The sequence below is a fragment of the Vibrio sp. J383 genome (genome assembly GCF_023503985.1).
Lineage (GTDB): Bacteria > Pseudomonadota > Gammaproteobacteria > Enterobacterales > Vibrionaceae > Vibrio > Vibrio splendidus.
The window spans coordinates 1,483,196-1,508,312 of record NZ_CP097294.1 but is presented as its reverse complement, the minus strand read 5'-3'; the positions used below and the strand labels follow the sequence as shown (position 1 = coordinate 1,508,312).

Sequence of the window (25,117 nt, the reverse complement as noted above, 5' to 3'; positions counted from 1 at the left end):
TAGATATTACATGGTGCTTAGAAAGCACACTCAGAAAACTATTAGAAATCTTCTTAAAAAACTTCTTAGCAAGAGATTAGAAAATGCTTTCTATAGATGTTCTAGAATGCCTAAACAGCTCTGTTTAGCATCACCAAACAACATCTGCGTATTCTCTTTGAAGAACAGTGGGTTTTGCACACCGGCGTAACCTGTGTTCATCGAACGTTTGAATACGATAACATTCTGAGCATTCCAAACTTCAAGTACTGGCATACCAGCAATTGGGCTGTTTGGATCTTCAAGTGCTGCAGGGTTCACGGTGTCATTTGCACCAATAACCAATACAGTATCTGTCTCATCGAAGTCATCATTGATTTCGTCCATTTCAAGAACGATATCGTAAGGCACTTTTGCTTCAGCAAGCAGTACATTCATGTGACCCGGTAACCTACCAGCAACTGGGTGGATACCAAATCGAACTTTGATGCCCTGCGCTCTTAGCTTGTCAGTGATTTCATGCACTGGGTATTGAGCTTGAGCTACTGCCATGCCGTACCCTGGAGTGATGATGACTGACTTTGAGTTTTTCAACATGTCTGCCACATCTTCAGCTGATGTTTCGCGGTGCTCACCCTGCTCTTCATCGCCATCAGATACAACCACGTCTTGGCCGAATCCACCAGCGATAACACTAATAAACGAACGGTTCATCGCCTTACACATGATGTAAGACAAAATCGCACCTGACGAACCTACCAACGCACCCGTTACGATAAGCAGATCGTTCGCAAGCATGAAACCTGCTGCCGCTGCTGCCCAACCAGAGTACGAGTTCAGCATAGAAACAACCACTGGCATATCTGCGCCGCCAATCGATGCCACTAGGTGGTAACCGAATGCGAATGCGATAAGAGTCATCACCATTAATGCGAACATGCTGCCGTCAGCTTTAACGAACATGATCATGAGCAATGTAGAAGCAACGATAGCCGCTAGGTTCCACTTGTGCTTATGAGGGATGTTCAGTGCCGACGAAGAGATAACGCCGCGAAGCTTACCAAATGCAACAATAGAACCGGTGAAGGTTACCGCACCGATAAACACGCCTAGGAACACTTCCACTAAGTGGATAACGTGCTCTGCATGCGTTGCCGCTTCTGGTGCATCAATGTAGCTGTTGTAACCAACAAGTACCGCCGCCATACCTACGAAGCTGTGCAGAATTGCCACCAGCTCTGGCATTTCGGTCATTTCCACTTTCTTCGCGAAGTGGATACCAATACCACCACCGATCACCATCGCAATGATGATCCACACAATTCCAGCAGAATGAGGGCCAAAGATCGTCGCGATCAACGCGATTGCCATACCCGTGATACCGTAATAGTTACCTGCACGTGCAGATTCCTGTTTCGATAACCCGGCCAAGCTCATTATAAAGAATACAGCAGCAACAATATAAGCTGCTTGTACTAATCCTTCAGACATCTGTTACTCCTTAGTCTTTACGGAACATTTCAAGCATACGTTTGGTCACGGTAAAGCCACCAAAGATATTGATACTTGCAATTAATACGGCAATAAATGATAAGAATGTGACGACGCCACTTCCTTGTCCTATCTGTAACAGTGCACCTACTACAATGATCCCTGAAATCGCGTTAGTTACGGACATCAGAGGTGTATGCAGTGAATGGCTTACATTCCAAACTACGTAATAACCCACCACACAAGCGAGAACAAAAACGGTAAAGTGAGATAAGAACGCAGCAGGAGCAACCGAAGCTATCCAAGCAAAAGCACCTACAGCAACTGCCATACCCGCCGCTTTCTTAATTGGAGAGACAGGTTCTTGAACTTTTGGTTCAGGTCTAACCGCTTTAGGCTTAGCTTGTTGTTGTTGTGGTTGAGCAGAAACTTGAATTGGTGGAGCTGGCCAAGTCACTTCGCCCTCTTTAACCACCGTTACGCCACGTAAGACGACATCTTCAAAGTCGATATTGATGTTGCCATCTTTCTCTTTGCAAAGCAGTTTCAGCAGGTTAACTAAGTTAGTCGCGTATAGCTGAGATGATTGAGTCGGCAGTCGACCAACCATATCGGTGTAACCTACCACTTTCACGCCATTAGCGGTTGTGATCACTTGGTCTGCAACCGTGTATTCACAGTTGCCGCCATTGGCTGCCGCAAGGTCTACAATCACACTACCTGCACTCATGCTGTCTACCATCTCTTTGGTAATCAGCTTCGGAGCCGGGCGACCTGGAATCAGAGCGGTTGTAATGATGATATCAACGTCTTTCGCTTGAGCTGCATAAAGTTCTTCGGCTTTCTTGTTGAATGCTTCAGACATCTCTTTTGCGTAGCCATCACCCGCGCTGGTATCTTCCTTGAAATCCACTTCCAAGAATTCAGCACCCATCGACTCAACTTGTTCTTTTACTTCAGGACGAACATCGAATGAACGAACGATCGCACCTAAGCTACCCGCAGCGCCGATTGCCGCTAGGCCAGCAACACCAGCACCTGCAACCAGTACTTTTGCTGGTGGAACTTTACCCGCAGCCGTAATCTGACCCGTGAAGAATCGACCAAATTCATGCGCCGCTTCAACAACAGCACGATAACCCGCGATGTTTGCCATAGAACTCAATGCATCTAACGCCTGAGCTCTTGAAATTCGTGGTACAGAATCCATCGCCATCACGTTGATGTTGCGAGTAGACAATTGTTCCATCAATTCTGGATTTTGAGCAGGCCAAATAAAGCTGACCAATGTTGCGCCATCTTTAAGTAGATCGATTTCGTTTTTAGACTCGTCAACGATCGGAGCGTTAACTTTAAAGATAATATCGGATTTCCAAGCTTCATCTGCAGTAACAACTTTTGCTCCAGCTTGTTCATAAGCTGCATCTTCAAAACTTGCTAACGCACCTGCTTGTGATTCAACACAAACTTCAAACCCTAATTTTAGAAGCTGTTCTACCGATTTCGGCGAAGCAGCGACTCGCGTTTCACCTGCGAGTGTTTCTCTTGGTACACCAATTTGCATAGCTATTCCTTGACTATTGGCACGAATGACTTATTCGTTTGTATCTAACGACAACTAATACTTCAAGCGTTTTGTTCAAAGAACAGGAAAAGTTATTACTTATAACGATTTGGATGGAATTTGAGCGCTTCATTTGAAGAAATGACGACCGTCTCGAACTAAGAGGTCAAACCACTTGCAAATAATCCTTTAAATAACAACTTACTAGCTGTTCTTTGTCCCTAAAACTAAAAAGAGCTTTCAGCATATACACTGAAAGCTCTCTAAATTATGACCAACATCAATTCTAACCCTATTTGGTTAGCTAAATATATTGTCGCCCATTTGGTCGATGAACATCTGCGATTTTTTTAGCATCAATTCATCGGCATCTTGTTTGTTTGAAACAACATCTGAACGAATAAAACGATGAGTTTTGATTTCACCGTCGAATTCTTTCTCGATTCGCCCAGCAACACGGTATTGACCAGATTCTGCAATGGCATCTTGATAGATATTGAAACCTTTATATTCGACTGGCTCAATCTCTACTTTTTGTTCGGTTTTTTCTTTGCCACCAAATAATCTAGAAAAGAATCCCACGTTTTTTACTCCTTAAATGACCGTATTAACCCTAAACTATCACGACTGTTTACGGTTCAACAATGGCTTTTCATACCATTGCAATTCTACGTCATCATCAAAATTGTGTTGACTAAATATAACGGGCACATTGTCGTCACGTTCGCGCCTTCTATCGTCAATGATCATACTTTCAGCATTCTTGACCGCGATCTCACTATTTCGTTTATAGAGTACCAATTTGTCTTCTGGCAATGCCGAAAGAAAATCGATATCGAAACGAATATAGATGGGCTTAAGTTGACCTAAAGCCAAACACGCCAGATCAGCCAACTGTTCGTTGTTATAACTAGACACATATTCCTCGGTAGCCAAGACCTGACCCACCAGAGTTTCCATATAGTTGTGAACATCAACACTAATTTGCATACCACACCTCCATTTGTAGCTATCACGACAGATCGAGTTCTAGCCTGATTGGCAACGACCTACATATTGTTACCTTACTATACCCTACTCATTACTACAGATTTACTAACTGCATGTTAACTAACTATAACGACTAATTAATTTCTCATATATACTGTGTAGTTGGTTCTATGGTTAATAGCAACTCAAATACATATAAAAATGGTTGCATCATTAGCGACCTATGACTATGTTTTTGCTCTGATTTAAGCAAAAAGCTTGGCATTCGCTTGTTTAACCGTATCCTACGTATAAAATTAAATTACAAGATCATCAGTATAATTAGGCTCACCACGTAAATGGCATCTTCTTTTGTAACGTCGAGCATGTTTCGATTTTGCTTCCCTCTATTTTTATTGGCAATTTTATTCGCTGGTATGAACAACGTCATTCTCGTGACGGATTCAAACCTAGGGTTTGCTAGCAACCTTCCATATATCTTATTGAGCGTTGCCGTTTTGCTATGCCATACATTCAGACAAGGACGCATGGCCATGGTGTCATTAACCATGCTAGTAGCCTACCTGATCATCCAAGTTCGCTTGCAAACCCCTTTGAACACCGGAACCACCTTATTAGAGCTGTCGTTACTTGCGGCATTAGTACCGGTCACTTGCTTGTTGGTGTATGCCTTCCCGGATAACGGTGTCAATTCAAAGTCGATGCTCCTCTACGCCATCGTTCTCGTGCTGTTTATGGTTTGGGCACAATTGATCGTTTCTCATTTCCACGCTGGCGGTTTTGAATCATGGAGTGAAGGCCTACTGTTCATTGTTAGAGACTTCTCCAAACTGCCTTTTGTTTTGGTGTTGTATAGCCTTTGCTTGCTTGGACTTACAGCCATTCTAGTGCTGGTGTACAACCGTTCTATTGATGTTGTCGTTTATAGCACTATCTTGCTGTCCTCTTGTACATTCATCTTCTTTGACGTGCAGTACATCTCTAGCACTATGTTCTCCTTATCAGGCACGCTGATCATCGTCTATGTGATGTCTGCTAGCCACGATATGGCTTTTAATGACCAACTAACTAACATCCCAGGTCGACACGCCTTAGAAGTCGATATGAAGCACTTAGGCCGTAAATATTCGATGGCGATGGTTGATATCGATCACTTCAAGAAATTTAACGATACCTATGGCCATGACATTGGCGACGATGTGCTGAAACTGGTGGCTCGTATTCTTAGAGAAACCACCGGTGGTGCGAAAGCGTATCGCTATGGTGGAGAAGAGTTCACGATTATTTTTAAAGGCAAATACACGGAACAGGTGAAAGAGCACCTTCAAGTTCTGATTTCAGAGATCCAAAACTACGACATGACCATTCGAAATAGCCACGAGCGTCCTGATGACCATGAAGTGGGTATCAAAAATCGTGGTCAGAACGGGAAACCATCGCAAGTGGTGAATGTGACGGTGAGTATTGGGCTGTCTGATAGCACAACCACCAAGCATCCTGAAGAAGTATTGAAGCTTGCTGACAAGGCACTCTACAAAGCGAAAGAAACCGGCCGAAACAAGCTGTGTGTTGATAGCTAAACGTAAGTGTCGATAACTCGACTAGAGGGAGCTTAATCTTGGTTAAAGAAAATAACTAAGCTCCCGCCTTTCAAACTGCTTCCGTAATTGATCGTAAACCCTATTCCCACATTATCGACCCAGTCATTAAACAGGTTTGGGTTAAGCAACCAACCTACGCTGCCCTCGTAGTAAGATGTTGTGCCCATAGAAGCCACGGTGTCACCACCTATATCAATTCTTCTTATACTCGAGTACATCGATGTGATGTTTTTATCCCAACGAACTAGATCATAGAAAATCTTGGCTTCATTGGCGATATACCAACCTTCAGGGTGACCAATATCGCCGTTATTGGCTTCTCCCCATCCGAAGCCATTAAAGTAATGCCAACTGGTACTGAGTTTGTATCTTCCCCAATCATTTTTGTCTTCAAAGGTCAGCTTGATCTTGGGCTCAATTATGTATGCCCATGCATCGGTATTGTAATAGACCCCGTCCAACTGTTCTTGAATAGGCTCAAGTAATGGAGATCGATATTCGAAGTCATTGCGGTAATAAGAAATATGATTACCAATTGCAGAGCTGAAACTCCAGTGTTCGTTAAGTTGAGACACATTGGCAAACGCCACGTAACCAGAAATCACCGACTCTTTTTGAAAGTCACTTTTGATTGTTGACGCATATTCTACATCATTCTCAATTCGTAACGCTGACAGGCGTAGCGTTACCTCTTGATGGTTGTCTTCAATGTAACTTGGCAGTTCAAATGTGTAAGGAAGACTGAGAGATGTGATGTTTTGTCTACGACTCACCGAATCGTTCGAACCAATGTCTTCATTGTCCAAACTTAGCACTTTGTTCGGGTCGAAGTTATTGATACCAAAAGTAAAAACATCGGTATCGTTGAGTAACACACTGGTGGCAAAGCGCTGCTCTAGCTCCTTACGGAAGAGATCAGATAGGGAGTTAGCATTAGCGGTGGTTGGCACTGCAGTTAAAAATAGAGGAGCCGCGGTAAAAAATAGAGGAACCGCAAGCGTCCAACATGTGCTAGTCACATAAAATGACTTTGAATCTGGCATTTCTCTTATCACTTAAAGCACTTCCTAGCTAAAACGCCAGTAAAGTATGAATTCAAATATCTCAAAGAGCTCGCCAACTAACGAGCAAGCTCCAAAATGTTGCGTTGTATGAAGGTATTTCTGCCACTTTGTTTCGCTTGGTAAAGCGCTTGATCGACCTTTTCGTAAATAGAGGCGGTAGATTCTCCCCCATCAGGCACGAATGAGAGTACACCTTGTGACGCTGTCACTCTATCGGATACCGTTGAGTGCTCATGAGCGTAGTTCATTTCATGCAACGCTTCTTTTATACGTGTCGCCTGCAACATAGCAGCATCGCTGTCTGTGTCACTTAGGATAAGGACAAACTCTTCACCGCCGTAGCGACCGACAAACTCTCCCGCACGCACAAAAAGCTGCTTCAAGGTACCGGCAAGCCCTTGCAAGCACTTATCCCCTTGAATATGACCGTAATTATCGTTGTAAGGCTTAAAGAAGTCTACATCTAGAAGTATGACAGTCATGGGGATATTACGTCTTCCGTGCCATGCAATGCTCTCTTCAAGCTTAGTATCCATATATCGACGGTTATACAATTTAGTCAGACCATCTTCATTGGCTTGTTGCTGAAGGAGAATATTCAGTTCTTCGAGCTTGGCGGTACTCTGTTTTAACTCTCGTCTCATGTGCGCAATACGCTGCATCGCAATCAACTTAGAGTTTAAAACAACTTTGTTTACCGGTTTGATTAGGTAATCATCACCACCAGCATCAATCGCTTTCGCGATCATCTCCGGCTCTTCATGACCACTCAAAAAGATGATAGGAACCCATTCTGGGAATTGGCCACGAACCTCATTAGCCACTTCAAATCCATCCATGTCTGGCATGCTAATATCAAGTAACACGAGTTCAGGATCAAAATCAGAATAAACATTCAGGGCTTCTTTTCCGCTACCAACAGCTTCTACAACATGACCCAATTGCTTGAGTCGAATAGCGAGTTGCATCCTGTCTAGTTGAACGTCATCAACCAGCAATATGCGCATCGAAGATCCCTTTTCTATCATCACATCACCTTTATCTAGTGTTGAATATTCAAAGTAGCTCAAATTTGGGCTTAAATCATGCCCTAATCTCTATATTATATTGACTTTTTTACAGATCTTTTTAGCATTGTTTCTTTTTAAAGAGAAATACTATGTCAGACGCTACAAACAACGAAGTACAAGAAATCGATTTAACCACTATCTCACCAGAGCTTCGCCAAGTTATCGAATTTGATGAAGTGCCTAAAGAGATGCACAACATGGTTACTTCTATTCATGAGGTGTCTGAAGAAGCAGTGCGTGAAACTTGGAGCAGCCTTCCAGCAAGCGCACAAAATGTTTTGGACAACTTTGAGCAATTCCACGCTCTAATCTCTGTTAGCCAAGCTTTCGCTGGCGTAAACATGATGGAGGAGTTCCCTACTCTTAAACTTCCAGAAGGCATGTCTGATGAAGAAAAAGAAGAGTACCGAGCTCAACTGCTTGACCAAATTTTACATAACTGTGTAAAAGACATGGCTAAGCAAATCAAGAAAGCGCGCCGTGATGCTATCTTGAAGCGTGATTTCAAAGAAGTTTTCATCCGCTAAGCTATTCATCGCACCTAAATTTAGGTTGAATGCTTAACGAAAACTTAATGATTAAGCCGTATGTTATTTAAAACATGCGGCTTTTTTGTGCCTGCAGCTTTTTCTGTTCGTTGCTTGAGAGCTTCGCTCACAATATGTTTGTGTTTTTGCCACTGAAGCTCTTGTCAGTGTTGCTTTTGACATTCTACAAATAAGTAATATGCCTTAACACTCATACAGTGTGGCGCAAAACTGGCAGTTATACCGTAAAAAAATGACGCATGTATCCATTCATGGAATCAAGATCAATATTCACGTCGCAGACAAGTATTCATATTGCTGACAAGCAGTAAGCATCGCTGAAAAGCAGTAAGCATCACTGACAAACGTTAGGCTCGCTGACAAGCAGTAAGCATCGCTGACAAACGTTAAATTCGCAGACAAGCAGTAAGCATCGCTGAAAAGCAGTAAACATAGAAAAGACAATGATCGAACTTATCTCACTCATTGCCTCAAAGGTCGCGCCTGAATCAGTGCGTGACGGCAATATCTCGCTGGGCGACACTCACGCCTTTAATTTGAGCGTAGACTTGCTGACCGATTTCCAAACTCAACTCGTCCAGAGCCCACAAGGTTATGGTGGCCCACAAGTAACAACCAGGCTCTAATTCCAGCTCTACTGCAACACTCTGCTTGTTTGAGCCTTGCTGGTGCGTCTCTACGCTTTTAATGGTCACAGGGAGGATATTACGTATAGAAGTGCCTTGCGGCTGTTCTAGCGTGATAGAGACATCATTTGCCCTAACTTGTAACCTTACCGCAGCTCCAATGTCGCTCGACACCTTCTGAACCCACAACGATGTCGATTTACCAAGCTTCAGTCGAGACAACGCGTAATCGTCATTGTGCTCAGCCAACGTCCCCTCAAATAATGAACTTTGTTCTGAGAATGATTGCCACGGTTGCATGGCTCTTGAAGCCCACACTTCTTCTGTCACACCCGACGAAATGACTTTACCTTGCTCTATGATCACAAGGTGATTCGCCAAGCGTAGGATCTCATTAAGGCTGTGCGTCACGTAGATGATTGGAATATTCACTGTTTCAGAGAGGTTTTCCAGAAACGGCATCACTTCACGCTTACGAGGTAAGTCGAGAGAGGCCAATGGCTCATCCATCAACAAAATACTCGGCTTAGACAACAAAGCGCGTCCAATTGCCACACGTTGCTTCTCACCGCCAGACAGGCGAGCTGGATAGCGATCAAGCAATGAGTCCAAAGACAACAGCGAGACTATTTGCTCAAAGTGTGCTTTGTCAGTACCTTTCATGCCGTACTTAAGATTCGCCGCGACTTTCATGTGCGGGAACAATCGCGATTCTTGGAACACATAACCAACATTGCGTTTATGGGTTGGCAAATTAATACCATTGCGACTATCAAACAGAGTGGTTCCAGATACGCTGATCAAGCCTTTGTCTGGCTGTTTAAGGCCACTAATCGCATTGATAAGGGAGGTTTTCCCCGCACCAGAACGACCAAAAATCGCTGTAATTCCGCTGCTAGGGAGTTCTAAGTCGATATCGAAAAAGGTTTCACCAAGCTGCTGTTGGTATTGGAGGATCAAAGCACTCATGCGTTTCCTCCCAAGCGTTTTGCTGACTTTTTGTTGAGCCACTCAGATAGCATTAATGAACCAAGCGCTATCACAATTGAAATGACACACAAACGCGCCGCTTCCATTTCCGCGCCAGGGGTTTCAATAAAGGTATACATGGCCAATGGAATGGTTTGAGTTTCACCGGGAATATTTGAAACGAAGCTGATGGTCGCACCAAACTCACCTAGGCTTCTTGCGAATGAAAGCATGGTGCCGGTAATGATCCCAGGGATCATCAAAGGTAAAGTAATGGTGAAAAACACACGAAGAGGTGAAGCGCCCAATGTGGCTGCGGCCTCTTCCAGTTTACTGTCTACGGTTTCTAGGCTCAGGCGAATAGAGCGAACCATCAATGGCAACGCGACAACAACACACGCGAGTGCCGCGCCCTTCCAGCTAAAACTGAATACGATACCAAACACGTCATTGAGCCAAGAGCCAATAACGCCTTGTCTGCCCATCATCACTAGCAACAAATAACCGATGACCACAGGTGGAAGCACCAAAGGCAAATGGACAATACTTTCTACAATGCTTTTGCCCACAAATTGTTTCTTAGCAAGCAACCATGCCAAGCCGATGCCGATAGGAATAAGCCACAAAATGGCAAAACCAGCGACTTTCAAGCTCAGCATTAAGGCTTGGTATTCGTATTCCGATAAATACATCATTTAACGCACTTCAAATCCAAAACTGTTCAAGGTGTCCTTCGCTTTTTCGCTATTTAGGAAAGTATAAAACTCTTCTGCGACGACTTTATCGCTCAACTTCGCTACAGGGTAACGTATTGGCGTATGTAAATTTGATGGGAACGTCGACACTAGGTTCACTTCTTTAGAAAGCAACGCATCTGTTTTGTAAACAATGCCAAGCTTAGCTTCACTACGCTCTACCAAAGCCAATGCCATACGAACATTGTTACTTGGTGCCAATCGAGTCTTCACATCGTCCCAGACACCTAACGTTTCTAGCGCTTCTTTCGCATAGATACCCGCAGGAACCGACATAGTGTTGCCAACCGCAAGTCTTTCATTCGTTAGTAGTTTAGCCCATTGGTCACCGTTTGAGAGATCCAACGATATTGGTGTCTCTTTCGGGGAAATCAGCACCAATTCGTTTTCGCACAAGTTTGTGACATTGTCGCTAGAAACCAATTGACGATCGACTAAATGCGTCATCCATTTTTCGTTTGCCGAGATAAAGATGTCTGCTGGCGCGCCTCTTTCGATTTGGCGTACCAAAGATGACGTGCTCGCATAGACTGGAATAACATCGACAGAATGATCTTTCTCAAACTCTTCGACCAACAAGTTAACCGCATTCGTCATCGACGATGCAGCGTAAACTCGTAGCTTTTCCGCAGCCAAAAGATGACTAGAACTCAATGCCGATGTTAAGGCTATGGTTAAAAGGATGGTTCGCTTTTTCATTGTGATCACTTATCTATTGTTCGTTTCAGTTCTTGAGATCGCTTTTAAGTCAGACTCAACGGTTTAACGTAGGCTAAAGCTATTAACGCAAGCTAAGGCTTTTAACTCTGACTGAAGCTATTAAGTCAGTCATGAGCTTTTGAGTTCAGGCTAAAGCTTTAAATTCAGACCTAAATGGTTAATTCAGGCCAAAGCAAGTCAAGGTTTAAATGCTCTTCGATGGCATCAGCGATTCGATTAATACCCAGCTCTTTAAGCTGTTCGTGATCAATCGCGGTCACATAGTTGGCTCCTGCCCATTCGCAAATAAGCGATAACGCATCGCTGTTATCGAATACGCCATGCAGATAAGTACCAAAAATCGAGTTATCTTGATTCACAGCGCCATCAAGGCTGCCTGATTCTAACTGAACCGGTAATGCTATTTCTTTGACATCAGTCCTACCTACGTGGATCTCATACCCTTTTACTTGTGCTGTTTTGCCATCAAGTGTCATGGTGCCGCGCACGTTTGTTAAGGTTTTCTGTTGTGTTAGCGTCGTTTCAGTATCGAGATACCCTAACCCTTCGCTGCTTCCTGGCTCACCTTCAACGCCATCTGGATCGTGGATGATATTTCCTAGCATCTGGTAACCACCACAAATACCCATCACTTTGCCGCCTAAACGCAGGTGGCGTTGAATATCTTTATCCCAGCCTTGTTGCTTTAGATAATCCAAATCTGCTCTTACCGATTTTGTACCCGGCAAGATAATTAAATCTGCATTGTTTACACGTTCACCTTTACCGACATAACGTAAATCAATGGAAGGATTAAGTCTTAACGCGTCGAAGTCCGTATGGTTGCTGATTCGGGTTAGCACTGGTACCACGACTTTAAGTTTAGCTTCTCCGTCAGACTCTTGGGCTGAGGTAATGGCATCTTCCGCTTCTAGGTTAAAACCATGCAGATATGGCAATACACCAATCACAGGCTTGCCGGTTTTCTCTTCTAACCAATCAAGTCCAGATTGAAGTAACGCGATATCGCCTCTAAAGCGGTTTATCACAAAGCCTTTTACGCGAGCTTGTTCAGATTCAGATAACAACTCTAATGTGCCGTAGAGGTGCGCAAAAACGCCACCACGGTCAATATCAGCAACGATGATCACCGGGATATCCGCCTTTTCAGCAAATCCCATGTTCGCAATATCATTTTCGCGAAGATTGATTTCGGCTGGGCTACCCGCACCCTCAATCATCACGCTTTCGTATTCTTCAGAAAGTCGGTCAAACGAATCAATAACCGTATCCATCGCCACTTTCTTGTAATCATGATAGCCCGTAGCTTCCATATTACTGATCGATCGGCCTTGCAGAATAACTTGTGCGCCAGTATCTGAATTGGGTTTTAGCAATACCGGGTTCATGTGAACAGTAGGTTCAATGTTACAAGCTTGCGCCTGAACCGCTTGAGCGCGACCAATTTCGCCGCCATCTTTTGTCACCGCACTGTTTAACGCCATGTTTTGTGGCTTAAAAGGTGCCACTTTGATTCCTTTCCTTGCCAAAACACGGCATAAACCTGCCACCAAAACACTTTTTCCGGCATCTGACGTTGTTCCTTGGACCATAAGGGCGTTTAACGGTGATCGCATCTGTACTTAAATCCTTAATTTCTTAATTTTCAATTTATAGCTGTTGGCAATATTTCTCTTCCTCCATCTTAACGTCATTGCCGAGTAGATGCTCAATAAAATGAATGGAAAATGAATGTGTTACTCACTCTGGATTCAACCCCAGTGTTGTTTAATAGCTCCATCGAAACGAAGCTTATGAACGATAAGCAGCGCATCAACAAATAAAACGAACTAACGAAAAGAAACGTTTCAAATTCAGAAAAACGTTTCTACTAAAAACAACATTAAGGGATTCACCATGAAAAAAACTGTATTAGCTATCGCATCTACTATTATCCTTGCCCCTACTTTCGCAATGGCTAGTGACCACCACAGCAGCAATAGCAACAACAGCAAGCACGAGAGCGCTATCGCTTACACAGGGCCGATTGAAACCGTTTCTGTTGCGACACTACTTGCAGACACAAGCATGTTCGCAGAGCAAGAAGCGATTGTAGATGGCAAGATTGTTCGTCAGCTAAAGAATGATACATTTGTCTTCTCTGATGGACAGAGTGAAATTCAAATCGAATTGGATGATGATATCCGCCTAGCACAACCGCTAACTGCTGATACTAAAGTACGTATCTTCGGCGAATACGAAGGCGGCAAGACACCGGAAATCGAAGTGGATCATATCCAAGTTCTATAAGCGATAAATACAAAACATACTGACTTCAAATAATTGGCCTGCATATTGCAGGCTTTTTTGTATTATACTGCCGAAAAATACAATTTATATGGAGTCACCATGCTAGGTTGCACGAATAAGACTGTCCTTTTAGGACTAGCTGCACTGTGTTCATTCTCTGCGTCTGCAAACAACTTTAACTACAACACATTCGAGCTACGCATGGGTACTAGCCCAAGTACTTTCGGTGGTGAAGTCACAACAATGTTCACTCAGAACTCTCACTTTGTTGCTCGTATCGATTCAGAATTTGAAAGTGACTGGGATGCAGCGGTAGGTATGGGGTTCAACGGCCCAATTAATCAATTTGCTGACGTTACTGGTCAAATGCTGTTGCACAACATTGAACGTAATGACGACAATCACATCAAGACTGAAATCAACATCGGTTTGAGAGCGTGGTTAATGGCAAACGTTGAAGTTAACGCACGCCTTGGTCAACTCATCGACAACGACGACTCTCGCTCAGTTGTTGGTATCGGCGCTCGCTTTCACTCAACGGATCAACTGTCTGTTGGCCTTGATATGCGAAACAACGGTACTTATGGCCACCAAATCTTAATGTCTGCTCGATTCGGCTTCTAAACTGAATTAGCTGCCTAGGTTTTATTGATAAGCTAAGGTTTCGTCACTAAGTAATAAATAGCTGTACAAATTACATAGAAAAGCCCCGAACACACTAATGTTCGGGGCTTTTTTATTTGTTAGTTTCGCTGGCTTTTAGTCGTTCAAGCCCTAAGCCAGCAACTTACTTTATAAATTAACCATCAGCATCTTTTTCTGATGATCTAAGTACTCTTCATAAGTACCTTGGAAACTAACCAGTTGCTTGTCTTTCACATCAATAACATGTGTCGCCAAAGAAGAAACGAACTCACGGTCATGGCTTACGAAGATAAGTGTGCCAGTGTAAACCTTCAACGCATCGTTAAGCGCTTGAATTGCTTCCATGTCCATGTGGTTAGTTGGTTCGTCCATTACAAGCACGTTGATGTCTTGCATCATTAGCTTGCCGAATAACAGACGGTTCTTCTCACCACCTGAACAATTACGCGCTTTCTTGTTCGCGTCATCAGCAGTAAACAATAGACGACCTAGAATGCCACGTACCATAAGGTCATCGTGCTTCACTGTGCGCCATTGAGAGATCCAATCGAAGATGCTCAGGTCGTTGTCAAAGTCAGTCGTGCTATCTTGTGGGCAGTAGCCTACCGATGCGTTTTCAGACCATTTAACGATACCTTCGTTTTGCTCTAGTTCTTGAACTAGGCAACGTAGCAGCGTGGTTTTACCCACACCGTTCTCACCGATAACCGCAAGACGTGTGCCCGCTTCAAGCAGCAAGTTACCACCAGCAAACAGTGTCTCGCCATCGAAGCCGTGACTAAGCTCTTTAAGTTCAAGCGCTTGACGGTGCAATTTCTTGCCTTCACCAAAATCAATTGATGGGCTCATACGGCTCGATGATTTCACTTCATCAAGCGTGATTTTGTCCATTTTCTTAGCACGTGAACTTGCTTGCTTCGCTTTAGATGCGTTTGCACCAAAACGGTTAACGAAATCTTGAAGTTCGTTAATTTCAGCCGCTTTCTTAGCGTTGTTTGCTAGAAGTTGCTCACGAATCAAACCAGAAGCTTCTAGGAAGTATTCGTAGTTACCAGGGTAAACACGGAGCTCACCGTAGTCGATGTCAGCCATGTGCGTACACACAGAGTTCAGGAAGTGTCTATCATGCGAAATGATGATCATTGTACATTTACGCTGGTTTAGCTCTTCAGCAAGCCAGTTGATCGTGTGAATGTCCAAGTTGTTGGTTGGTTCATCAAGAAGCAGAATATCTGGGTTTGCAAATAGAGCCTGTGCCAGAAGCACACGCAGTTTCCAACCTGGAGCAACTTGCTGCATCAGGCCGAAATGGAACTCTTCTTCGATACCCGCTTGAATTAGGATGTCACCTGCACGGCTTTCTGCTGTGTAGCCATCCATTTCAGCGAATTCACTTTCAAGTTCAGCGACTTTCATACCATCGTCTTCGCTCATTTCTGGCAAAGAGTAAATACGGTCACGTTCTTGTTTTACTTCCCACAGTTTTCTGTCACCCATGATCACAACGTCGATAACGCTGTATTGTTCAAAAGCGAACTGATCTTGGCTTAGCACACCCAGTTTCTCTCCAGGAGTGATAGAAACGTTGCCCGAGCTTGGCGTTAATGCACCACTTAGGATTTTCATGAACGTTGACTTGCCGCAACCATTGGCGCCGATCAAACCATAGCGGTTGCCGTTACCAAATTTAGCAGAGATGTTTTCAAACAGCGGCTCTGCGCCAAATTGCATTGTGATGTTCGCGGTAGATATCAAAGAACTAATTCCTAAGCGTGTACTGACAGATAATTATTAGGCTATTTCAAGAACCTAAATAAGAAGTACGAAAGTATGGATTAAACAAAAATCGAAGCGCGGATTATATAGAGATCTCGATCACGTTGTCGAGGCCAAACCGTAAACGAATCGTAAACATAGACCATTTAGATGCTTTTCATACGTTATTAACGTGTAAATAGAAAAATCCCCGCCAGTTGAACTGACAGGGATTCTATTTATCGATACTAAAAACGTTCTAAGCTGGTCGCTTTTAAAGCTAACTCTCTTCAAGACTAAAAGCCTTTAAGAGGAGATGTACCGTTATTTAGTAATTTTCTTTTGAACGTACTTTTGGCTTACATCTACTACCGCAACATCTCTAAAGAAACTTCTACCCAATAGAATAGGGAAAGCAAGATGCGTTCGGTCTGCTAGCGTAAACTCAGTTTTGTCTTTCAGATCGCCGATTTGAATTGAAGCTACGACAACAGCACGTCGTTGTGTGCCTTCCGCGCTCGACTGCTTGATCTTAACCCAACGCTCTACCGGTAAACTGATCTCTTTGGTTGTGATACCGTCATGTTCAATTTTAAACTTAACCCAGTCTTTTCCGTCACGCTCAAAATCAACGACATCTACAGCACTGATCGAAGATGTTGTTGCGCCTGTATCAATACGAGCTTTAAATGCTTCTTTCAAACCAGGAACAAACACCCACTCTTCTTCACCAAGAATCAGTTTTCCATCATCCGTTTTTAACGGTTTTGCTGGTGGCTTTTCAACTGGCTCAGGTTTAACTTCTGGCTCAGTGGGTTTTACTTCTTCAGGCTTCTCTGTAGGTTCCGTTACTTTCTCGCCTTCAGTTGCGTCAGTCTTTGAAGAGTCATCCACAACAGGTTGTTCTACTTGAGGCTTTTGCTCTGGCTCGACAGGAACTTGAGTCGTCGTCGAACAAGCAAACAGGCCACCACTTAGCATTAAAACTACAATCGCTTTCCAATTATACATTCAGTCACCTTTTATTTCGAAACGTTAGCTATCGCTTTAGCTACATAAGGAATATGGGATTCAGAAAGGCCTGCGATATTGATGCGTCCGTCACCAACACCATAGACTCCATATTCTTCACGTAATTGATTCATTTGAGTTTCTTTAAAGCCTAGTACACTAAACATACCTTTATGGCTTTCAATGAAGTCAAAGTGTGACGTGTTGTAAGTATTTCGCAATTCATCACATAAACTTTGGCGCAGATTTAACAAACGTTGCTGCATTTCACTCAATTCTTGCTTCCAAATCGATGTTAGCTCTTGATTCTGAAGAATTGTTTTAACCAAAGCGGCACCATGATCAGGCGGCATTGTGTAAGTTGAACGAGCAAGCGTTAGAAGCTTACCTTTCGCGTTACCAACGTGTTCGCTGTTCTTACCAATCACAATCGCTGCACCCGTTCTTTCACGGTACAAACCGAAGTTCTTCGAGCAAGACGTTGTAATCAGCATCTCTTCTACGTTGTTAGCCATATGTTGAAGACCTTTCGCGTCTTCTTCTAGACCATCGCCAAAGCCTTGATAAGCAATATCAACGAACGGTAAGAAACCATTCTTCTGAGATAACTTGGTGATTTCCTGCCACGCTTCAAAGTTGATATCCGCACCCGTTGGGTTATGACAGCAACCGTGCAGTAGTACCACGTCTGATGGACCCGCTTTTGAAAGGTCACCCAACATTCTTGCAGTATCAACTTGCTTCGTTTCCGGACTGAAGTAGTTGTAATATCGAACTTTTAAGCCCGCTGCTTCCATCACCGGTTTATGGTTAACGTAGCTTGGGTTTGAGATCCAAACTGTGGTGTCTGGTTGAGAAACTTTCATTAAGTCGCCCAACATACGAAGTGCACCACTTGCACCCGGTGTTTGAATCGCAGCAACGCGATCCATTGCAGAAGTCCCTTTAAGCAGCAGATCAACCATGCTCTGGTTAAACTCTTCACAGCCTGCTAGGCCAACATAAGCTTTGGTTTTCTGAGTATCGACAACAATGTCTTGAGCCATAGAAACGGCTTTCATGATCGGTGTTTCGCCTTGGTCGTTTTTGTAAACGCCAATGCCTAAATCGACTTTGTCAGTACGAGGATCGCCGCGGTAAGCGACAGAAAGAGATAAAATTGGATCTAAAGTTGGTTTTGGTAGATGTGAAAACATGAAAGTCACAACCCTTTGAAATTCAAGTATTGAATTTCACGTTAACATTTTCGTACTAAAATCAGAAACATTTTTTAATAGAAGAGCTTAGTTACCAGAAGTAATCAGAGATTGGTCATTTTAAGCGAAGATATAGTTTAAATTTCGAACAGTTAAGAGCCAGTTACAATATATAAGCTTTATTGTTTAACGTCCCACAGCTACATCGATCAAACACTCTGCTTGAATTGCCTCGGTGTCATTCCAGACCACGCCTTAAACCGAGTACTAAAGTTAGCGGCATTGGGATACCCAACTATCTCGCCAATATGTTGAATCGACCAATCACTCGACTTCAGCAAGCGTGCTGCGTACTCCATCCTCATGCGCATGATATGAGTCATAGGGCTATGTGAATAATAACGTTGGCACAAACGATGGAAATGGGGCTCTGAACACGGGAATAAGCCTGCCAGCTCATGAACGTTCCATTCCTTGTGGAGCTGCTTTTGTACGTTGTCGAACACTCGTCTTAAACGAATCAAATTGCGTGATTGTTGCTGAGGCACCGGCGCATTAATCATGTATTCTATTTGAGCCACACTATGATTAGCAATTGCTCCTCCTAAATCGATGGGTAAGGCAATACTTCTGAGCAAGGTATGAATGCAGGACGACACCACCTCAGCTGCTGGCGAAAGCGTGTAGTTCACTTCATCACTCACGACACCCTCCCATTTTTTATCCGGCGAGAGAAAGATCCATGCAATTTGCCATGTTTCTTCTTCAATCCCGAATCCATTCTCAATGCCCGCTGGCACGGTAATACACGACCCTGGCTCTAGAATGTAACGACACGCCCCACTTTCTAACCAACCCTTTCCTCTCACGGTATACAGCAACATGTGTTTTTGTTGGTTTTTCCGATACACCGAAAAGAAATCACGACACGACGCCGTCCCACACTGAACGATACCGAGCTCTTCGAATGCCAATACATGGCTTTGGTCGACAAACTCTTGATGCGTGTTTTCAGAAATCTCATACCGTTCTTGCTTCTCACTCATTTCTCTTCTCACTCATTTCTCTTTTCGCTCATTGGATTTGCCTGCAACTGAGTCGCCACGTAAGTAATTCGATAGTTTTGGAAAATAGATAGTTTGGCAAAAGTTTGTGATGAACAGGAACAATACAGGCAAAACAAATGCCGATAAACTTCTCGCATATTAACCACAGGGGAAATGCGATGCTCTCGACATATCGTCATTTGGACAAAGAGTTTTGGCAAAAGCTATTACACATTGGTTTACCTGTCTCACTGCAAACCATGTTGTTTTCATTACTAGGCGTGGTCGATATTTTTATGGTCAATCAGCTTGGTGATTCTGCAACCGCCGCTGTTGGCGTTGGCAACCGCATCTTCTTCTTCAACTTGATCATGGTATCGGGGATTAGCGGAGCTGTGAGCGTGCTAGCTTCACAATATTTTGGCGCCGGTAATTTCAACGGAATTCGACGTACACTAGCGCAATCATGGGCACTGTCGATCTTTGCCATCATCCCCTTTGTTTTCATCTATACATTGGCTCCTGAATCAGTGGTGTCTGTGGTGGCCTCAGACCCTGATTACGTCCGATTGGCAACGGATTACCTTTGGATAACAGGAGCCAGCCTTATTGGTACCGCGATCGTAGTGCCGCTAGAAAGCGCACTGCGATCGGTCGGCGAAGCCAAGCTGCCCACCAAGATCAGCATCTGGGCAATCATCGTTAATGCGATTCTCAACGCATTGCTGATCTTTGGTTTGTTTGGATTTCCAGAACTGGGCGTAGTTGGTGCGGCTATTGGCACCACGGTGTCTCGATTCTTTCAGACGATCGCGCTGCTTATCATGACGAAGAAACACTACGCTCACCTATTCCCGACACTAAGCAGTTGGCGTGATGCAATATTGCCTAAGCATAGAAAGAAGTATTTCAAGATAGCGATTCCTATGTTGGTTCATGACACAGCATGGGCGGGCGGGATTCTTATTTATAACGTTATTGTTGGTCAGATGGGCGTTGGCGAGCTTGCGATCATTTCACTGTTATCGCCTGTCGAAAGCATCTTAATCTCAGCTTTCATGGGGTTTGCCGTCGCGGCTTCAATCATTCTAGGTAACGAGATCGGCGCGAAGAACTATCAGCGTGCTGAGAATACCGCTTGGGGGTATGTATTAGTCAGCTGTGGGCTTGCGGCTCTGTTAGCCTTGATGTGCTGGTTTGCTAAACCCGCGATCGTGTACATGATCGAGCTTACACACTTAGAGTTCAAAGACACGGCAGTCAACGTTACCTTAGTCATGGCACTCGGCATGATACTGAGAGTCTTCAATATGGTTGGCATTGGCGGCGTGCTGAAAAGTGGTGGAGACATCAACTACAGCATCTTCATCGACCTGTTTGGCCAATGGGCGATTGGTATTCCCCTTGCCTACTTTACTGCGCTAGTGTTGGGTTGGCCGTTAGAATGGGTTTTGATGATTGTGTTACTCGAAGAGCTAGCCAAAATAGTTCTGACGAGCAAACGGATTCAATCTAAGAAATGGATAAATAATCTAATCGACGAGCCTGAGCATATTCCTATTTAGACAGGCGCCAAACCGACGCTGAAGTGCGGGCGATAGATTCAAAAGAACTCACACCCAAGGGCTGATTTGTAGCATTGCGCTAACGATGAAGCCCTTTTTTGTGTTTGTGTTTCTGTTTACGAGAATACTGAATCAGAACAAATCTTATAAGTCAGTAAATCTATAAGTCGGTAAATCGATGGATGATTTGGTTTGAACTACCACGCCAATCTAACATTGGATCCGCTTTATCTTGCTCGAAGCGACCATCAATCAAGGTATCAACGTATTCCAATACTTGCTTCTGCTTTTCATCAAGCTCATCTAGCTCGTAGCCCGTCCACATCCAGATGTCTTTGCCTCCGCACTCCACTTTTACACGCTGGACAAGCTTAAGCACTTCAGACACGTTTGCAGGATGCAGAGGATCGCCACCAGAAAGCGATAAACCACGACGCTTGATTCGCGGATCATTGAGGTCAGCGATAATTTGGTCTTGCAGCTCTTGAGTAAACAAATGCCCAGAGTCCAATCGTTGCGTCGACTGGTTATAACACCCGCGACACTGGTGCACACAACCCGACACAAACAAAGTGCAGCGTGTTCCTGGGCCGTTTACAACGTCGATTGGGTGATATTGATGGTAATTCATAAGGCAGTATTGAAACTCGTTATTGCTTAATAGTTTGAAGGAAGTGCTGTAACAACTGAAACGAAAGAATTGGTATCGACATAGCGCCGATACCAATCTTATTTATTGAAACGTAGCTCTTCTAAGTGAACTCGCTAAAGATCGCAGATCTTAACTAAGATCCTTCGTTAGATTAAAGATGCTTTACGCGGCGTTTAACTTCTTCTTGTTTACCGAAGTTAAATGGTCGTGCATCTGGGCTACCAAGGTAACCACAAACGCGGCGCGTTACCGACACTTTGGTTGAGTCATGGTTGCCACACTTAGGACACGTAAAGCCCTTACTTGTACAGTCGAACTCACCGTTGTAACCACATGCGTAGCACTCATCTATCGGCGTGTTGGTGCCGTAGTAAGGAACACGTGTGTAGCTGTAGTCCCATACGTTTTCTAGCGCTTCGATGTTCTTCTGCATGTTCGGGAATTCGCCGTAACAGATGAAACCACCGCTAGAGATTTCTGGATAAGGCATCTCGAAATCGATCTTGTCGTATGGGTTCACTTTCTTCTGCACGTCTAAGTGGAAGCTGTTGGTGTAGTAACCACGGTCTGTTACGCCATCAATCACACCAAACTCTTTGGTATCGATGCTGCAGAAACGGCTACATAGGTTTTCACTTGGTGTGCCGTATAGGCTGAACGCGTAACCTGTTTCTTTCGTCCACGATTCCACTTCACGCTTCATGTACTCCACTAGCTCAAGCGCTTTAGCACGCATTTCGCCGTCGTCGTACAGGTGAACGTCTGTGCCGTAAAGCGCAGTCATTGCTTCGTGGATACCAATGTAGCCAAGAGAAACAGAAGCACGGCCGTTCTTGAAGATATCTGCAATAGAGTCGTCTGCTTTCAATCGAACGCCACAAGCACCTTCCATGTAAAGGATTGGAGCAACGCGCGCTTTCACGTTTTCTAGACGAGAAATACGAGTTTCTAAAGCGCGACGAGCCAGCTTCAGTTTTTCATCAAGTAGTTCGTAGAACTTAACCATATCTTGCTTCGCGTTAATCGCGATACGTGGCAAGTTGAGGCTAACAACACCTAAGTTGTTACGGCCTTCGTGAATCAACTCACCATTTTCTTCGTAAGTATTCAAGAAGCTACGACAACCCATAGGCGTTTTGAATGACCCTGTCACTTCTACTACTTTGTCGTAGTTAAGAATGTCTGGGTACATACGCTTAGACGCACACTCAAGCGCCAATTGCTTGATGTCGTAGTTTGGATCTTGCTTCTGGTGGTTCAAACCATCTTTGATTGCAAACACCAGTTTAGGGAATACCGCTGTTTTGCGGTTCTTACCCAAACCTGCGATGCGGTTTTTCAAGATAGATTGCTGGATAAGTTTCGAACCCCAGCTTTCGCCTAGACCAAAACCAAACGTCACGAATGGTGTTTGCCCGTTAGCTGTGTGCAGCGTGTTTACTTCATATTCCAAAGATTGGAACGCGTCGTAACACTCTTTCTCGGTACGAGAGATAGCAAAAGCTTCTGGGCTATGAATGTCCCACTCTTTCGCTAGTGATAAATGCTTCTCGTAGCTCGTCATTACGTAAGGCTCTAGAACCTCATCGATACGGTTAATCGTAGTACCGCCATAGATGTGGCTCGCGACTTGCGCGATGATCTGTGCTGTTACTGCTGTTGCTGTAGAAATAGACTTAGGCGTGTCGATCTCCGCGTTACCCATCTTGAAGCCATGCGTTAACATGCCTTTCAGATCGATAAGCATACAGTTAAACATTGGGAAGAACGGTGCGTAGTCTAGATCGTGGTAATGAATGTCACCACACTCGTGAGCTTGTACGATGTCACGCGGCAAAATGTGAGTTTTTGCATAGTGTTTAGCCACGATACCCGCCAGCAAATCACGCTGAGTTGGGATAACTTTACCGTCTTTGTTGGCGTTCTCATTGATCAGATCAACATTGCTTTCTTCGATCAAACCTTCGATCTCGCGAGTTAAAGCGCTTTGCTTCTCACGTGCGATGTCGCGGTCATGACGATACTCAATGTAGGCACGAGCTAGAGACTTATATGGTCCCTGCATTAGCTCGTTCTCGACCAAAGTCTGAATTTCAGAAATATGAACTTCATCGTAGTCTTCGAGCTTCAACTCAACTGCTAATGCCACATTCAGAGCATAAATAGCAATTTCCTTATCGGCTTTGTCTGATGCTGCTTCCACTGCAGCTTGGATACGATCTCTACTGAATGGAGCTCTTGAGCCATCACGCTTGATTACGATTGATTTCACCACTTCTCCTTACTCTTGAGGTATTCACAGACTTATCCACAAACACACTATATAGAGCGATTTATCGTTTAACTAACACTAGATATTGTGGCGTATTTAACGAGAACCACCAACTTTGAGTATTGATTTGGATCAATAAAACGCGCTCGCTGAACAAGATAAATCCAATATTATTACGTGAGTTCTCAAGTCGAAAAGAAACAATGTAACAATAAAAAAACTGCTAAAAAGAGTTGAATTTTTGGTAAGTGTTGTAGGATAACGGCTCAACTATATTGGACACCAAAATTAGGGATATTTGGGATGAAACGACTTCAAAAGTGGATAATGTTAGCTTGCTTACTCAGTAGCCAGACATTTGCTGAACCTTTGACCATATCCAGTTGGAATATCGAATGGTTATCAACCAACGAGGCTGTGAATAAGTTTTCTTCCAAACGAAACCAAGCAGATTTCGATAAACTCGAACAGTATTTCCAATCCTTAGATGCGGATGTGGTCGCCTTTCAAGAAGTCGACGACGTCAATGACATTCAGCGCATCACCGGCGATCAATACAAAATATTGATGTCTGACCGCGCATTGCCCAAAAACAGTAACCGACAATTCAAAGAAGTGAACCAATATACAGGCTTCGCGGTTCGTAAAGGAATCGCTCTCACTGACTACGCTGACTTTCCTCTAGAAACGAGTGCTAACAGCAAGCTTAGGTTTGCCAGCTATGTGGTCGTTGAAACAGGCTCAAAGCCAATTCACATGTTGTCAGTGCATTTAAAGGCGGGTTGCAGCGGCGCGTATAAGTCTAACCGCGATTGTTCAAGGCTCAAAGACCAAGCTCAACAACTGAATAAGTGGATACAGCAAAGAGAACGTAAAGGCGAAGACTACGCGATTCTGGGCGACTTTAACCATAACCTCTCCTATTCACGAGATTGGATGTGGAAAGATATGGCGCAAAATACCGATGCTCAGTTGGCAACAAGAAAAACTCGAGCAGATTGTAAAGTGCGCTCAAACCGCAATAACCATCGCACGCATCAATTTCGTTCGGTGATTGATCATATTGTTGTGAGCAAGTCCTTAGATGCCTCTCCTGCAAAGCAAAAGGTGTTTGAAACGCAAGATGTGCTGGACTACAAACTCAGCGACCACTGCCCAGTTTCAACAACGATCAAACAGTAAGTTATAGATAACTGCAGATTGTAGATAAGTGCAAATAATAGAAAACAGTAGATATAGAAAGAGGCTGACTGGCTTTTACTTAAAGCGGGTCAGCCTCTCTGTTTGGTCAGATATGAGCGAATCCTCT

22 protein-coding genes are annotated in these 25,117 nt (G+C 43.9%); 6 read left to right on the top strand and 16 right to left on the bottom strand.

Features of this window, described 5'->3' with window-relative positions; genetic code table 11:
• Positions 1-90: 90 nt before the first annotated feature.
• From pntB to M4S28_RS23130, 4 genes are all read right to left on the bottom strand, one after another.
• On the bottom strand, positions 91-1,470 hold the full coding sequence (gene pntB / locus M4S28_RS23145) for a Re/Si-specific NAD(P)(+) transhydrogenase subunit beta (protein WP_017079246.1): 1,380 nt from the start codon (positions 1,468-1,470) through the stop codon (positions 91-93).
• A 10-nt stretch (positions 1,471-1,480) separates the two neighbouring features.
• Positions 1,481-3,034 carry a Re/Si-specific NAD(P)(+) transhydrogenase subunit alpha gene (gene pntA, locus M4S28_RS23140; RefSeq protein ID WP_249632979.1) on the bottom strand — a complete coding sequence of 518 codons (1,554 nt, stop codon included), beginning with the start codon at positions 3,032-3,034 and terminating at the stop codon, positions 1,481-1,483.
• A 300-nt stretch (positions 3,035-3,334) separates the two neighbouring features.
• On the bottom strand, positions 3,335-3,616 hold the full coding sequence (locus M4S28_RS23135) for an HlyU family transcriptional regulator (RefSeq protein WP_004731023.1): 282 nt from the start codon (positions 3,614-3,616) through the stop codon (positions 3,335-3,337).
• Between the two features lie 39 nt (positions 3,617-3,655).
• Positions 3,656-4,024, bottom strand: a complete 369-nt coding sequence (locus M4S28_RS23130) for a late competence development ComFB family protein (RefSeq protein WP_004731025.1) — start codon at positions 4,022-4,024, stop codon at positions 3,656-3,658.
• 338 nt (positions 4,025-4,362) lie between these two features.
• Between M4S28_RS23130 and M4S28_RS23125 the strand changes: the two genes are divergently transcribed.
• Positions 4,363-5,604 carry a GGDEF domain-containing protein gene (locus M4S28_RS23125; RefSeq protein WP_249632978.1) on the top strand — a complete coding sequence of 414 codons (1,242 nt, stop codon included), beginning with the start codon at positions 4,363-4,365 and terminating at the stop codon, positions 5,602-5,604.
• A 32-nt stretch (positions 5,605-5,636) separates the two neighbouring features.
• Here M4S28_RS23125 and M4S28_RS23120 read toward each other — a convergent pair whose 3' ends face one another.
• Both M4S28_RS23120 and M4S28_RS23115 read right to left on the bottom strand, forming a co-directional pair.
• On the bottom strand, positions 5,637-6,668 hold the full coding sequence (locus M4S28_RS23120) for a Solitary outer membrane autotransporter beta-barrel domain (RefSeq protein WP_065607042.1): 1,032 nt from the start codon (positions 6,666-6,668) through the stop codon (positions 5,637-5,639).
• A 77-nt stretch (positions 6,669-6,745) separates the two neighbouring features.
• Complete coding sequence (locus tag M4S28_RS23115) at positions 6,746-7,717, bottom strand: diguanylate cyclase (RefSeq protein WP_017079249.1); 972 nt, start codon at positions 7,715-7,717, stop codon at positions 6,746-6,748.
• Between the two features lie 131 nt (positions 7,718-7,848).
• Between M4S28_RS23115 and M4S28_RS23110 the strand changes: the two genes are divergently transcribed.
• Positions 7,849-8,286 (top strand): DUF3069 domain-containing protein, encoded by a 438-nt coding sequence (locus M4S28_RS23110; RefSeq protein WP_004731036.1) that lies wholly within the window; start codon positions 7,849-7,851, stop codon positions 8,284-8,286.
• Positions 8,287-8,795: 509 nt separating this feature from the next.
• Here M4S28_RS23110 and modC read toward each other — a convergent pair.
• From modC to M4S28_RS23090, 4 genes are all read right to left on the bottom strand, one after another.
• Positions 8,796-9,902, bottom strand: coding sequence for a molybdenum ABC transporter ATP-binding protein ModC (gene modC / locus M4S28_RS23105; protein WP_065607045.1), 1,107 nt, complete (start codon positions 9,900-9,902; stop codon positions 8,796-8,798).
• The gene (gene modB / locus M4S28_RS23100; protein WP_004731040.1) at positions 9,899-10,597 is read right to left on the bottom strand and encodes a molybdate ABC transporter permease subunit; all 699 of its coding nucleotides are present in this window, start codon (positions 10,595-10,597) and stop codon (positions 9,899-9,901) included. The genes modC and modB overlap by 4 nt, the downstream gene beginning before the upstream one ends.
• A complete protein-coding gene (modA, locus tag M4S28_RS23095; RefSeq protein WP_249632977.1) occupies positions 10,598-11,356 on the bottom strand; it encodes a molybdate ABC transporter substrate-binding protein in 759 nt (252 codons plus the stop codon).
• Positions 11,357-11,526: 170 nt separating this feature from the next.
• Positions 11,527-12,993, bottom strand: a complete 1,467-nt coding sequence (locus M4S28_RS23090) for a cobyric acid synthase (RefSeq protein ID WP_249632976.1) — start codon at positions 12,991-12,993, stop codon at positions 11,527-11,529.
• A 280-nt stretch (positions 12,994-13,273) separates the two neighbouring features.
• Between M4S28_RS23090 and M4S28_RS23085 the strand changes: the two genes are divergently transcribed.
• Both M4S28_RS23085 and M4S28_RS23080 read left to right on the top strand, forming a co-directional pair.
• Positions 13,274-13,666: a YgiW/YdeI family stress tolerance OB fold protein gene (locus tag M4S28_RS23085; protein WP_004731047.1), complete on the top strand. Its 393-nt coding sequence runs from the start codon at positions 13,274-13,276 to the stop codon at positions 13,664-13,666.
• 99 nt (positions 13,667-13,765) lie between these two features.
• Complete coding sequence (locus tag M4S28_RS23080; RefSeq protein WP_054546838.1) at positions 13,766-14,290, top strand: hypothetical protein; 525 nt, start codon at positions 13,766-13,768, stop codon at positions 14,288-14,290.
• Between the two features lie 168 nt (positions 14,291-14,458).
• Here M4S28_RS23080 and M4S28_RS23075 read toward each other — a convergent pair whose 3' ends face one another.
• From M4S28_RS23075 to M4S28_RS23060, 4 genes are all read right to left on the bottom strand, one after another.
• Complete coding sequence (locus tag M4S28_RS23075) at positions 14,459-16,066, bottom strand: ABC-F family ATPase (protein ID WP_339385634.1); 1,608 nt, start codon at positions 16,064-16,066, stop codon at positions 14,459-14,461.
• Positions 16,067-16,390: 324 nt separating this feature from the next.
• The gene (locus M4S28_RS23070; RefSeq protein ID WP_249632975.1) at positions 16,391-17,077 is read right to left on the bottom strand and encodes a putative ATP-dependent zinc protease; all 687 of its coding nucleotides are present in this window, start codon (positions 17,075-17,077) and stop codon (positions 16,391-16,393) included.
• Positions 17,078-17,088: 11 nt separating this feature from the next.
• Positions 17,089-18,273 (bottom strand): amino acid aminotransferase, encoded by a 1,185-nt coding sequence (locus tag M4S28_RS23065; protein WP_249632974.1) that lies wholly within the window; start codon positions 18,271-18,273, stop codon positions 17,089-17,091.
• Positions 18,274-18,482: 209 nt separating this feature from the next.
• Complete coding sequence (locus tag M4S28_RS23060; RefSeq protein WP_249632973.1) at positions 18,483-19,319, bottom strand: AraC family transcriptional regulator; 837 nt, start codon at positions 19,317-19,319, stop codon at positions 18,483-18,485.
• Between the two features lie 137 nt (positions 19,320-19,456).
• Here M4S28_RS23060 and M4S28_RS23055 point away from each other — a divergent pair, with 137 nt between their 5' ends.
• The gene (locus M4S28_RS23055) at positions 19,457-20,884 is read left to right on the top strand and encodes an MATE family efflux transporter (protein ID WP_249632972.1); all 1,428 of its coding nucleotides are present in this window, start codon (positions 19,457-19,459) and stop codon (positions 20,882-20,884) included.
• Positions 20,885-21,044: 160 nt separating this feature from the next.
• Here the strand turns inward: M4S28_RS23055 and nrdG are convergent, their stop codons facing one another.
• Positions 21,045-21,515, bottom strand: coding sequence for an anaerobic ribonucleoside-triphosphate reductase-activating protein (gene nrdG / locus M4S28_RS23050; RefSeq protein WP_231904472.1), 471 nt, complete (start codon positions 21,513-21,515; stop codon positions 21,045-21,047).
• A 172-nt stretch (positions 21,516-21,687) separates the two neighbouring features.
• Positions 21,688-23,808 carry an anaerobic ribonucleoside-triphosphate reductase gene (gene nrdD, locus M4S28_RS23045; protein WP_249632971.1) on the bottom strand — a complete coding sequence of 707 codons (2,121 nt, stop codon included), beginning with the start codon at positions 23,806-23,808 and terminating at the stop codon, positions 21,688-21,690.
• Positions 23,809-24,111: 303 nt separating this feature from the next.
• On the opposite strand from nrdD, the gene M4S28_RS23040 reads away from it, so the two are divergent.
• Complete coding sequence (locus M4S28_RS23040) at positions 24,112-24,990, top strand: endonuclease/exonuclease/phosphatase family protein (protein WP_249632970.1); 879 nt, start codon at positions 24,112-24,114, stop codon at positions 24,988-24,990.
• Positions 24,991-25,117: the final 127 nt, after the last annotated feature.

Bases quoted from the DNA above. Each gene is read 5' to 3' on its own strand.
- pntB (WP_017079246.1), bottom strand. From the start codon at position 1,470: ATGTCTGAAGGATTAGTACAAGCAGCTTATATTGTTGCTGCTGTATTC.
- pntA (WP_249632979.1), bottom strand. From the start codon at position 3,034: ATGCAAATTGGTGTACCAAGAGAAACACTCGCAGGTGAAACGCGAGTC.
- M4S28_RS23130 (WP_004731025.1), bottom strand. From the start codon at position 4,024: ATGCAAATTAGTGTTGATGTTCACAACTATATGGAAACTCTGGTGGGT.
- M4S28_RS23125 (WP_249632978.1), top strand. From the start codon at position 4,363: ATGGCATCTTCTTTTGTAACGTCGAGCATGTTTCGATTTTGCTTCCCT.
- M4S28_RS23120 (WP_065607042.1), bottom strand. From the start codon at position 6,668: ATGCCAGATTCAAAGTCATTTTATGTGACTAGCACATGTTGGACGCTT.
- M4S28_RS23115 (WP_017079249.1), bottom strand. From the start codon at position 7,717: ATGATAGAAAAGGGATCTTCGATGCGCATATTGCTGGTTGATGACGTT.
- M4S28_RS23110 (WP_004731036.1), top strand. From the start codon at position 7,849: ATGTCAGACGCTACAAACAACGAAGTACAAGAAATCGATTTAACCACT.
- modC (WP_065607045.1), bottom strand. From the start codon at position 9,902: ATGAGTGCTTTGATCCTCCAATACCAACAGCAGCTTGGTGAAACCTTT.
- modB (WP_004731040.1), bottom strand. From the start codon at position 10,597: ATGATGTATTTATCGGAATACGAATACCAAGCCTTAATGCTGAGCTTG.
- modA (WP_249632977.1), bottom strand. From the start codon at position 11,356: ATGAAAAAGCGAACCATCCTTTTAACCATAGCCTTAACATCGGCATTG.
- M4S28_RS23090 (WP_249632976.1), bottom strand. From the start codon at position 12,993: ATGCGATCACCGTTAAACGCCCTTATGGTCCAAGGAACAACGTCAGAT.
- M4S28_RS23085 (WP_004731047.1), top strand. From the start codon at position 13,274: ATGAAAAAAACTGTATTAGCTATCGCATCTACTATTATCCTTGCCCCT.
- M4S28_RS23080 (WP_054546838.1), top strand. From the start codon at position 13,766: ATGCTAGGTTGCACGAATAAGACTGTCCTTTTAGGACTAGCTGCACTG.
- M4S28_RS23070 (WP_249632975.1), bottom strand. From the start codon at position 17,077: ATGTATAATTGGAAAGCGATTGTAGTTTTAATGCTAAGTGGTGGCCTG.
- M4S28_RS23065 (WP_249632974.1), bottom strand. From the start codon at position 18,273: ATGTTTTCACATCTACCAAAACCAACTTTAGATCCAATTTTATCTCTT.
- M4S28_RS23060 (WP_249632973.1), bottom strand. From the start codon at position 19,319: ATGAGTGAGAAGCAAGAACGGTATGAGATTTCTGAAAACACGCATCAA.
- M4S28_RS23055 (WP_249632972.1), top strand. From the start codon at position 19,457: ATGCCGATAAACTTCTCGCATATTAACCACAGGGGAAATGCGATGCTC.
- nrdG (WP_231904472.1), bottom strand. From the start codon at position 21,515: ATGAATTACCATCAATATCACCCAATCGACGTTGTAAACGGCCCAGGA.
- M4S28_RS23040 (WP_249632970.1), top strand. From the start codon at position 24,112: ATGAAACGACTTCAAAAGTGGATAATGTTAGCTTGCTTACTCAGTAGC.